The sequence below is a fragment of the Phaeocystidibacter marisrubri genome, from assembly GCF_008933165.1.
GTDB classification, from domain to species: domain Bacteria; phylum Bacteroidota; class Bacteroidia; order Flavobacteriales; family Schleiferiaceae; genus Phaeocystidibacter; species Phaeocystidibacter marisrubri.
In genome coordinates this window covers 948,288-958,953 of record NZ_WBVQ01000002.1, presented here as the reverse complement: position 1 = coordinate 958,953, position 10,666 = coordinate 948,288, and the positions used below count along the sequence as shown (strand labels likewise).

9 protein-coding genes are annotated in these 10,666 nt (G+C 46.0%); 4 read left to right on the top strand and 5 right to left on the bottom strand.

The features are described 5' to 3' along the window. Positions 1-33: 33 nt before the first annotated feature. Genes F8C82_RS11690 through F8C82_RS11680 form a run of 3 tightly spaced genes read right to left on the bottom strand, consistent with a single transcriptional unit; the run spans position 34 to position 1,878 of the window. Positions 34-930: a helix-turn-helix domain-containing protein gene (locus F8C82_RS11690; protein WP_223279544.1), complete on the bottom strand. Its 897-nt coding sequence runs from the start codon at positions 928-930 to the stop codon at positions 34-36. Further along, positions 927-1,343 carry a nuclear transport factor 2 family protein gene (locus F8C82_RS11685; protein WP_151693769.1) on the bottom strand — a complete coding sequence of 139 codons (417 nt, stop codon included), beginning with the start codon at positions 1,341-1,343 and terminating at the stop codon, positions 927-929. Before F8C82_RS11685 ends, F8C82_RS11690 begins: the two co-directional genes overlap by 4 nt. A gap of 1 nt (position 1,344) precedes the next feature. After that, positions 1,345-1,878 (bottom strand): carboxymuconolactone decarboxylase family protein, encoded by a 534-nt coding sequence (locus tag F8C82_RS11680; RefSeq protein WP_151693768.1) that lies wholly within the window; start codon positions 1,876-1,878, stop codon positions 1,345-1,347. A gap of 246 nt (positions 1,879-2,124) precedes the next feature. On the opposite strand from F8C82_RS11680, the gene thiL reads away from it, so the two are divergent. The 3 genes from thiL to F8C82_RS11665 are packed head-to-tail and all read left to right on the top strand — an operon-like array spanning position 2,125 to position 6,207. Further along, positions 2,125-3,171, top strand: a complete 1,047-nt coding sequence (gene thiL, locus F8C82_RS11675; RefSeq protein ID WP_151693767.1) for a thiamine-phosphate kinase — start codon at positions 2,125-2,127, stop codon at positions 3,169-3,171. Positions 3,172-3,182: 11 nt separating this feature from the next. Beyond that, positions 3,183-3,731 carry an NADPH-dependent FMN reductase gene (locus F8C82_RS11670; protein ID WP_151693766.1) on the top strand — a complete coding sequence of 183 codons (549 nt, stop codon included), beginning with the start codon at positions 3,183-3,185 and terminating at the stop codon, positions 3,729-3,731. A gap of 40 nt (positions 3,732-3,771) precedes the next feature. Next, positions 3,772-6,207: a ligase-associated DNA damage response DEXH box helicase gene (locus tag F8C82_RS11665; protein ID WP_151693765.1), complete on the top strand. Its 2,436-nt coding sequence runs from the start codon at positions 3,772-3,774 to the stop codon at positions 6,205-6,207. Positions 6,208-6,340: 133 nt separating this feature from the next. On the opposite strand, the gene F8C82_RS11660 is transcribed toward F8C82_RS11665, so the two are convergent. Together F8C82_RS11660 and F8C82_RS11655 are read right to left on the bottom strand one after the other, a co-directional pair. Further along, positions 6,341-6,934: a hypothetical protein gene (locus tag F8C82_RS11660; RefSeq protein WP_151693764.1), complete on the bottom strand. Its 594-nt coding sequence runs from the start codon at positions 6,932-6,934 to the stop codon at positions 6,341-6,343. Between the two features lie 252 nt (positions 6,935-7,186). Beyond that, positions 7,187-7,771, bottom strand: coding sequence for a hypothetical protein (locus tag F8C82_RS11655; protein WP_151693763.1), 585 nt, complete (start codon positions 7,769-7,771; stop codon positions 7,187-7,189). 87 nt (positions 7,772-7,858) lie between these two features. Here F8C82_RS11655 and F8C82_RS11650 point away from each other — a divergent pair, with 87 nt between their 5' ends. Then, positions 7,859-10,666, top strand: a complete 2,808-nt coding sequence (locus F8C82_RS11650) for a PD-(D/E)XK nuclease family protein (RefSeq protein ID WP_151693762.1) — start codon at positions 7,859-7,861, stop codon at positions 10,664-10,666.

Genomic DNA, 10,666 nt, shown 5'->3' with positions numbered 1-10,666 from the left:
AATGAAAGAGCCGGGACATTGTTCCGGCTTTTTTTATGACTTTTTCAGCAGGGCAGCCATCTTGTTTTGTCCTACCGTTTTTCGATAAACAGATGGAGAGACCTCGGTTTGTTTCTTGAAGAAACGACTGAAGTAGAAGGGGTCGTCATACCCTAATTCCAAAGCAATTTCCTCCACCGATTTGTCCGTGAGATAGAGCTCTCGTTTTGCTTCAATGATAATTCGTTCCGAAATCAGGGCTGATGGGGTTTTGTGATGCGTGGCTCGGACAAGTTTCGTCAATGCATTGGGAGTGATGTTGAGTAGAGCTGCATAATCACTGGGAGTGTGCAAGGTTCTATAGTGCGTTTCAATGTATTCCCTCAAGCGTTGTACGATGAACTTTTCCGGTTGGTCTTCTTCCAATTCACGGTTAGAAACGTCCTCCTTTTTCTTGATGCGCGAGCAATGTATCAGAAAGAGCTTGAGGTAGGAAAGAATGGCCTCATTTGTCGCCAAGCTGTTTTGTTGGATATCGTGTTCCATCTCTTCAACAATCCATTTCAAAGATTGAGCGTCTCTCTCACAGAGTTGTATGAAGGGCGACTCATAGATGTTGTTGAAGAGGACTCCGTCACAGGCCACTTCCGTATGGTGCTTGTGGATACAAAAGAAATCAGGGTGAAAGTGAATAACCACACCGCTGCTAGGTTGCTGTGGTTGAAACATAAAAGGCTGATACGGGGAAAAACTAAAGAGCTGATTTGCTCGATACACATATTTCTCCGTTTCCACTTGAGCCTCACCTTCTCCGCTTTGTATCCAAACCAGTGAGTAGTAGTTGGGCCTTTGAATGTGATCAAAATGACGAATGCTTTCAAACCGATACAGTTTGAAAGCTAATTCGCCACTTTGTGGATTCACCAGGGTGTGCGTTTGTTTATCAATCACAATTTCCGTTGACTTTCTTCTATTCGAAGATCGTTAATACTCGCATAGCGTTTCGTCATGAATCCCTGTGAATCGAACTCCCAGAGTTCATTTCCATAGGCCCGATACCATTGACCAGTAGGGTCGCAATACTCGTACTCAAAGCGAACTGCCATTCTGTTTTCACGAAATCCCCAGAGCTCCTTCTTGAGTTTGTAGTTCCGCTCCTTTTGCCACTTTCGTTGTAAGAAGGCCTGAACAGCATCTCTGCCGTGTATAAACTCCGTTCGGTTGCGCCATTCCGTGTCTTCGCTATAGGCTTCAGACACGCGTTTGGGATCACGAGAATTCCATGCTTCCTCTGCTAGACGTACTTTCTCGCTAGCACTTTCAAAATTGAAGGGAGGAACGGGAAATCGCACGACCTGACTCATCTTAAAGTTCCTTTGCCAATGGAAAATCAATATCAATTTGCGTCAGGTTGTGCAAGTAGTTCATGGCGATCTTATCGCTCACCTGAAGAATGGTATCTACCAAATGACCGTGGTTGTAGCCTTGTGCATAAAAAGCATTCAAGTTAGCTTCGTCTACTCGGCCTTTGTTTTCAGTGATGTCTTTGGTGAGTTTCGCCAAGCTGTTCAACTTGGCATCTGTACTTTCCCCACGACGAAGTCGAACCACCTCTTCATCGTCAAAACCGTTCATCTTGCCGAGCACGGTGTGCGCACTTTGGCAATAGCGACAATTGTTCACCTGACTTACTACCAAATTAATGGCTTCTTTCTCTTTGTTGCTCAAAGATGTCTTTGCACCTTGAAAGTTCAGGTATCTTCCCAGTCCATGTTCAGAATGAGCCATGGCTGCATAGAGGTTTGGAACGAATCCCAAATTCTTATTCAGGTTGTCAAAGATTTCAGCATTGGATGCATTCACTTCTGAGCGTGTCGGTACGTTGAATTTTGTTGTCATCGTTTTCTCTTTTTAGAGTTATTAATTGGACAGGACAAAGTTGGAAAGCCTGTAAACCCTATGGAATGGATGATTTATGCCAATACCTGCACATTTCTTCCAAGACTTTAATGGAGGCACATGGTGGCTTTCTTCCCGACCCGTACTCGACTGTTATTCCGTCGCCAACAATGAGCCGCCAAAACTCCCAACGCACAGCCCTCGTCTCTCAGCTCTCATTCCTCATCCCTTTCATACCTTTGCATCATGTTAGAAGAGAAAAGCCCACAACGCACCCCCCTAAGTGAATTAGGAGAGTTTGGATTGATAAAGCACATTACCTCAGACATTCCGCTCTACAACGATACCGTAGAAGGTGTAGGTGATGATTGCGCCGTTATTGACGCTAGAGATGAACAGACTTTGGTGAGTACCGATATGCTGGTTGAAGGCGTTCATTTTGATTTGAGCTATGTGCCGTTGACGCACTTGGGATACAAGGCGGCTGTGGTTAATTTCTCCGATATCTACGCAATGAATGGTCAGGCCACCCAATTAGTGGTATCCCTCGCCGTTTCTAGTCGTTTTCCGGTAGAGGCCATAGAAGAACTCTACCGCGGACTTCGTCATGCGTGTGAGCGTTTCCACGTCGATTTGGTAGGAGGTGACACGACGTCGTCTACCAGCGGTCTCATCTTGAGTTTAACCGTTATTGGAAAGGCCAAGAAAGAGAAGATAGTTAAGCGAAGTGGTGCCAAGCCGAGTGACCTCATTGTGGTTTCTGGTGATTTAGGGGGGGCTTACATGGGTTTGCAAATTCTCGAAAGAGAGAAGTCGGTATTTATCGACAACCCTGATGTTCAACCCGACCTCCAAGGAAACGAGTACATTCTAGAACGCCAGTTGAAACCAGAAGCGCGTCAGGATGTGGTGAAAATTCTCGAAGAGTTGGACGTTGTTCCTACTTCCATGATTGACATCTCTGACGGACTTTCTTCTGAAATCCTTCACATCTGTGAGGCGTCCAAAAGAGGATGTAGAATTTTCGAAGAGAAGATTCCAATTGACCCTACCGTTTATACCGCTTGTGAAGAGTTCAATCTCAACACTACTACGGTAGCACTGAATGGCGGTGAAGATTATGAATTGCTCTTCACGATTGCACTGGAAGACTTTGACAAGATTAAAGGAAATCCAAATCTCACAGTGATTGGTCACATTACCGAAGATGAAAATCGTTACTTGGTGACGCGTGATAACAACGCCATTGAGTTAACGGCCCAAGGGTGGAACCCGATCAAGGGCGAAGAATAAATCGGTAGGATATGCACATCGCCATCATCTCAGGATCAAATCGTATTGGAAGAATGAGTCACAAAGTGGCTGAGTTCTTCGTGCGTGAATTGGAACGCCGAGAAGAGGTTCAAAAGGTGACCCTATTGGATGTTCATGCGTATGATTTTCCGGTGATGGAAGAGCGTCACGGCAGGCTAGACCCACCCGTTGAAGGAACTGCAGAGTTTAGTCAGGTGTTGACCCATTGTGATGCGCTGATCATTGTTACCCCAGAGTACAACGGCGGTATGGCGGGGAGTTTAAAGAACACCCTTGATTACTTCCGTCCGGAATTCAACAGAAAGCCAATGACCGCTGTCACGGTGAGCTCTGGGAATTTTGGAGGGGTAAACGCCCTGCATCAACTGTGGTTTTGGATGACGTATAACGGTGGGATCGTATCTCCACAGAAGCTGCTGGTTAGCAATGTGAACGAGATATTTGAAGATCCATCCAATGTAGTAGATGAACGCTTTCTCAAGAATGCTGGAAAGACCATCGACGAACTCATCTGGCTCGCTCAAAAAATAGGCGACTGAGTTTTCCGCACTTTTTCACGGGTTGATGTACCTTTTCTCCATGGCATCGTCCTCACCCATAAACGCAGCAAAAGATTGGTTCGCCCGAATGGGATGGACTCCCTTTTACTTTCAGGAGGAAGCGTGGGAGGCCTATGAGAAAGGAAGATGTGGATTGGTCAATGCGCCTACAGGAAGTGGTAAAACCTACAGCCTTCTCCTTCCTGCTATTCTTCAACCGAAGCTCCCCGCTGCCGGGGTGAAGTTAATTTGGATTACCCCCATTCGCGCACTCAGCAAGGAAATTGAACAAGCCTCTCGTCGTGCGATAGAAGGATTGAATCTACCGTGGGAGGTAGGTGTGCGCACCGGAGATACTTCTCAAGCGGAGAAACGCCGACAAAAATCTTCGCTTCCTGATATTCTTATCACTACACCAGAAAGCTTGCACTTACTCCTTTCACAAAAGCAGGCTTCTCACTTGTTTAGAAACTTGCAATGTGTGGTGGTGGATGAGTGGCATGAGTTGATCGGTTCAAAACGCGCAGTTCAAGTGGAGTTAGCTCTTTCGGCATTGAAGGGAATGCGACCAAAACTTCGGGTTTGGGGAATTAGTGCCACCATAGGAAATATGGAGGAAGCCATGCAAATCTTGATGGGAGCAGAGCCCGTCCGACCCAAGCCTGTGATTATTCGAGCCCAACACGAAAAGCGTATTGAAGTGACCTCCATCTTGCCAGATGAGCTAGAAGTTCTTCCGTGGGCAGGTCATCTTGGAATTCGACTATTGGAAAAGGTCATTCCCATTATTAAATCGAGTGGAAGCTGCTTGATTTTCACCAATACGAGGAGTCAGGCTGAAATTTGGTACCAGCGCATTTTAGATGTTGCCCCAGAATTGGCCGGATGGTTAGGGATGCACCACGGAAGCATTAGTAGAGAACTTCGCCATTGGGTGGAAGATGCGTTGCATTCGGGCGACTTGAAAGCGGTGGTTTGTACGAGTAGCCTTGATTTAGGGGTTGACTTTCGTCCGGTAGAAACTATTATTCAGATTGGAAGTCCGAAAGGAGTTGCTCGATTTATTCAGCGCGCAGGTCGTTCCGGCCACCAACCTGGAGCCACTTCACGAATCTACTTTGTCCCTACTCATTCTCTTGAGTTGGTGGAAGCTGCGGCTCTCCGTTCTGCGATCGACTCCCATATTATTGAAGAGCGCGTTCCTTACATCCGGTCTTTTGATGTGCTCATTCAATGGCTGGTGACCCTTGCCGTTGGTGAAGGTTTCTATCCCGAAGTGGTGCTGAAGCAGGTTAGGTCTACCGTGTCCTTTTCCAGCATGACCGATGAAGAGTGGTTGTGGATATTGAACTTCATTACCACAGGAGGAGAACCTTTGGGTGGCTATGACGAATTTCATCGAGTAGCGATAGATGCGGACGGTCGGTATTTTGTTGAGAAGCGAAAAGTGGCCATGCGTCATCGGCTGAGCATGGGTACCATTGTTTCAGAAGCCATGTTGCAGGTTCGTCTGCTGGGTGGAGGATTTCTCGGTTCTATTGAAGAATGGTTTATTGCTCGCTTGAAACCCGGTGATGTATTCTGGTTTGCAGGTAAGAATTTGGAGTTGGTAGAAGTGAAGGCCATGACGGTTCGTGTGCGGAAATCCAATAGCAAAGCCGGTATTGTGCCCAGTTGGCAAGGTGGAAGAATGCCGCTGAGTGCCCAATTGGGAGAACAGCTCAGAATCAAACTAGGAGAGGCCTATATCGGCCGGACAGATACACCTTCGGTTCATCCAGAGTTGGTCATGATTCAACCCTTGATCGAGTTGCAAGCAGAACGGTCAGTAGTTCCCAGTGAGCGAGAATTGCTCATCGAGTACTTTGAAAGCGAAGAAGGCCATCATCTTTACGTCTATCCTTTTGAAGGACGATTGGTTCATGAAGGGATGGCTGCGCTTATCGCTTATCGTATCAGTCTATTTGCTCCACTGACCTTTAGCATTGCCATGAACGACTACGGTTTTGAACTGCTTTGTGATCAGCCTATTCCCATTCAGGAGGCATTAGACTCCGACATTTTCACGGTACAAGATTTACGCGAGGATATTCAAGCTAGTGTGAATGAGACTGAAATGGCTCGAAGGAAGTTTCGAGATATTTCACATATCGCGGGATTGGTATTTGGTGGATATCCGGGGAAACCGATGAAGGAGAAGCATATGCAGTCCAATGCACAATTGTTCTTCAACGTGTTTTCTGAAGATGAGCCCAATAATATACTGTTACATCAAGCCTATGATGAGGTATATACTTTTCAATTGGAAGAAGCCAGAATGCACGCTGCGATGGATCGAATTGAGAAACGAGAAATACGCTTGATTCACATCGAAAAGCCTACCCCTTTAGCCTTTCCCATCATGGTAGATCGCCTTCGCGAGAAGCTTACAAGTGAGCGTTTGGAAGATCGAGTGAAGCGCATGATAGAATGGTAAAACCCTGAATTCCGAACTTTTCTAAAAAAGATTGCGGGTTTTCCCGAGTACCGTCGCTTATCTAGGTGAGGGTAGTTTTTATAGGTTAGGTTTTGAGGTCATTTCGACGCCAGTTGAGATGACCTCATCTTTTTTAGGGTAGTTCTTGACCTCTTGAGAAAATCGCAAGGAATTGAATAGCCCACACGGTCCTCACATCCGGGTTGTCAAAATCACACATCTCGTTCGGAAGTCCCCAAATAAGGCTTGGAGTAAAGTCTGAAGCTGAATGGATTATTGCTGCATATTCAGCATAGAAAGAATCTTCCTCCGCAAGTTTCATTAGAAAAGATATATACCTAGAGTCGGGCTTAGGTGCAAGGACTCCCCCTTGTGTGTTGATAAAAGTCGAGACATAATAGGTGTCCTGATAAAATGAACCTTTGGCTATGCTGTGGATGGTGCTTGTGGGGTCCACATAAAGTGAGTCAAAAAGTGGTTTTCCATCTTGAGCTTTTGAATACGCAGTCACAAAATTTCTGTAGGCCTCAGCGGGATCATTTATGCCTGCATATCGCATGAACATTTGATCCGAGTAGTTCAGAATGATATGGATATCCTCTATTTCGGCAGGGGTGTAAAAATCCTGAAGGATAGAGGATGGTCCCTTGTCTTGTGAACAGCTGATGAGAGATAAACAGCCAATGACGATAGTCGAACGTAAATAAAAGAGAGCGTTTGTAATCATCTATACAAGTTACAGATACATCCAAAGGCCAGCCATTGTAGGCCTTGAAAATTATTTTCAAAAAGATTGCGGGTTTTCCTACGCACTGTCGCTTATCTAAGTGAGGGTAGTTTTTTATAGGTTAGGTTATGAGGCCATTTCGACGCCAGTTGAGATGGCCTCATCTTTTTTAGTCACCTTTCTCACCTGTTAACTCTATTCATAAAAAACCCCGACAAACTGCCGGGGTTGAATGCGATTACATCTTTAGGATTAGTTACCGTTGCGGTAGTTGTCCATTTCCTCTTCAAAAGTTTCTTTGAATCGCTCGTAGTTGTAGTCAATGCGAACTACTTCATCAGAGCTCAAGGCGTTGTAGTATTTCTGAGTAAGTGCATCAGCACTCAATTCAATGGCAACATAGTAGCGGAACAACTCCTGATCGTCGGAATTTCGAGTACGAGTAGAAACCTCACAAATCTGACGAACTCCCATGAGAGTTTGGTTTACTACAGTTCTAGCGTTTTGTTCAAATCGTTCAAGAACTTCCTCACGGTTGTTTACCTCACGACTCACTACGTAGTTGTCGCCTACGAGTTTCATCACACTTTGAATATCGGTGGCCAATTGAGCGCGCGCATTGCTAAGTGCTTTGTTCTTTGCCGTATTGAGGTCGATGCTCTCTCCAAATGCGTTGGCGCGGAAAGTTTCTTCATCCGTGAAGTATTCCGAACCCGAACATGGGATGATCATGATTTCTTCTCCTTCTTGAACGGCTACTTCTTTGGATCCACAGCTGCTCAGAAGTGAGCCGGCTAATAGGACCGCTGCTAGTGGGTAGGTGAATTTGAGTTTCATAGTTTCCGTATTTACGTTGTACGTTTGATTTCGATTGTAGTACCTTCCTACTTACGAATGTAGGACAATCTATCGTTTACTAAGACCATGCCAAAGCCTTTTCTAGAGCTTGTAGCCAAAAACCTACAGACCCTTCACCCTCATGGATTTGAGGACGTTTGCATTGTTCTTCCGAGTCGAAGAGCTTCACTCTTTTTGAAGCGAACACTGGCCGCCCTTTCTCCAGATCCTGTTATTTCACCGCTTATTGTGGTGATTGATGAGCTGACTTCTGACTTGTCTGGATTGTTTTCTACTGATACACTTACGTTACAGTTCCAATTGTATTCGAGTTACGTGAAGGTGTATGGTTCGGAAGCGGAGAGTTTTGAGAATTTCATCAAATGGTCGAGCCGCCTACTTCAAGATTACAATGAGATAGATCGTTACATGGTAGACGCGAAAGCCATCTTTGAGAATGTAACGGATGCGAAAGCACTAGAACGATGGGGTGTGGAAGGAGATACTCCAGAAATGATTGAGGCGTACATCCGATTTTGGAAGAAGCTCCACCCCATCTATCTCGATTTTCAGCAAGAGCTCTTTAAAAGCAAACGCGCTTATCAAGGGTTGATGTACCGCGAGGCTGCAACAAAGGTACAGTCAGAGAATGCACTGGAACATTGGTGCAAGAAGAAAGGTTGTTCTTCCATCTACTTCGTTGGATTTAATGCGTTGAACACGGCAGAGCAAGTCATTTTAAAGAGTGGCTTGGAGTCGGGGTTGGCGCACGTTTGGTTCGATGCGGATCCCTATTATTTGGATGATCCTGCGCAAGAGGCAGGGATGTTTATGCGTCAGTATCGCCAGTGGAGAAGTTTTGATGGCGTGGAGTTCCCGTTTGTGGTAGACCGACTTCGAGCGGAACCTAGGAAGATTGAGATCATTGGTGTTCCCAAGCAGATTGGGATGGCAAAGACCCTCTCTGGGGTGTTGTCTGATATGAAGGCGGATATTGCCGATAGAGATGTTGCTGATCACATGGCATTGGTGTTGGCCGATGAAGGTCTGCTGATGCCAGTCCTCAACAGTATTCCATCGGAGTTTGAAGAAGTAAACGTTACCATGGGCTTGCCGTTGCGGGAGCTGAATTTGGCGAACAGTGTTGAGATTATCCTCGAAGCACATGAGCGCGCTCTTCGTCTCCAAAAAGAGGAGGGAAGGTCTTTCCAGATCTACCACAAGGATTTGGAGCGATTGCTGCTTCAGCCGTTTTATCAGTTTCACTTAGGTGAAGTGAATGCGCATGCGGTGCTCGATAAAATGAGGAAGTACAATGCGCCATTCTTGGGAGTGAAGAAATTGTCGGAATGGATGCCAAACACCTCGCTACTTGACCTGTTGAAAGAGCAGTCACCAGCCGAAATCATTCTCGCCCTTTCTGTGGCCTTGGCCGAATATCACGACAATGCCGACGTGCTCCCTGAAGATTTGGAAGCCGCCCAACATTTATATAGAGTTTCCCTACGGTTGCTAGAACTGTTTGAAGAACATGCTCTGGAAACGGATATGACTACCACCTTGCACTTGTATCGTCAGCTTCTAAAGGACGAATCTCTCGACTTCTTTGGTGAGCCTTTAAATGGATTGCAGGTGATGGGAGTTTTGGAAACCCGCTTGTTGAGTTTCGACAACTTGATTATGACCAGCGTGAATGAGGATGTACTTCCGGCAGGGCGATCGGAGAACAGCTTCATTCCTTACGATATCAAACGCTTCTTTGGACTGCCAACTCACAAGGAGAAAGATGCGATTTACGCCTATCACTTCTACCGACTCTTGTCGGGAACCAAGCGAGTGGTGCTGCTTTACAACACAGAAAGTGACGGATTTAATGCGGGAGAAGCGAGTCGCTTTATTGAGCAAATACGACATGAGTTCATCAATTTCTCGAATACTGAAATTGTAGAACGCGTGTACTCAACTCATGTTTCCAAAGATCAATTGGCTACTTCATTCCAACTGGAAAGAGGGTCCTATTTGGATGAAGCTTTTCAAAAGCGAGCAGAGAAGGGAATTGCGCCTTCACACCTAAAGCTTTGGGTGGAGAATCCTGTCGATTTTTACCATAAGGTGATTTTGGGTCAGGGCGATGTTGAGGAAGTGGAAGAGGTGTTGGGTGACCGTTCCATGGGGAATGTCATCCACAAAGTGCTGGAAGATTTTTACCGTCAGTTTATTGGCGGACGCCCGAGCGACCAAGATTACAAGAACATTTTGTCCAGGTTGCCCGAATTACTTTATGCAACTTACAAAGAAGAAGCCGGTAGGGACTTGGAAGTGGAGGGGCGAAATAACTTGGTGGGACATGCCATGGTGCAGATGACTCGAAACTTTCTAGTGGAAGAAAGGAAGAGAGCGGCAGCGTACGAAGCGACAGGTCGCGATTGGATGATTCGGGGAGTTGAGGTGGACATGAGGCATCAACTAGAGGTGCCGGGTTTGGCTTTTCCGGTTTTGGTGAAAGGTTTCGCCGACCGATTGGACACCTTGGACGGTGTTTGGGAGGTGATTGATTACAAGACAGGCTCCGCAAAGGCTACCGAGCTCAACGTGGTTGAGATTGACGAAGTGGCCAATAATCCAGAAAAGGCCAAGGCACTTCAGCTGATGACCTATGCTTGGCTAGTGGATAAGTCCCAAAGCGATGTGCAAGCCGTTTCTGCAGGGATCTTCGGAATGCGCAAGAATAAAGATGGATTGATGGTATTGAGCGTTGGCAGAGATAAACGTTCGGAAATTAATTCTGCTGACCTCCAAACCTTTGAGGAGGTATTGACGTCCTTATTGTATGACATCTTCCACAATGAAGGGGTCATTGCACCAAACGAAGAGGAGTTCGTTGAGGAATCTTAA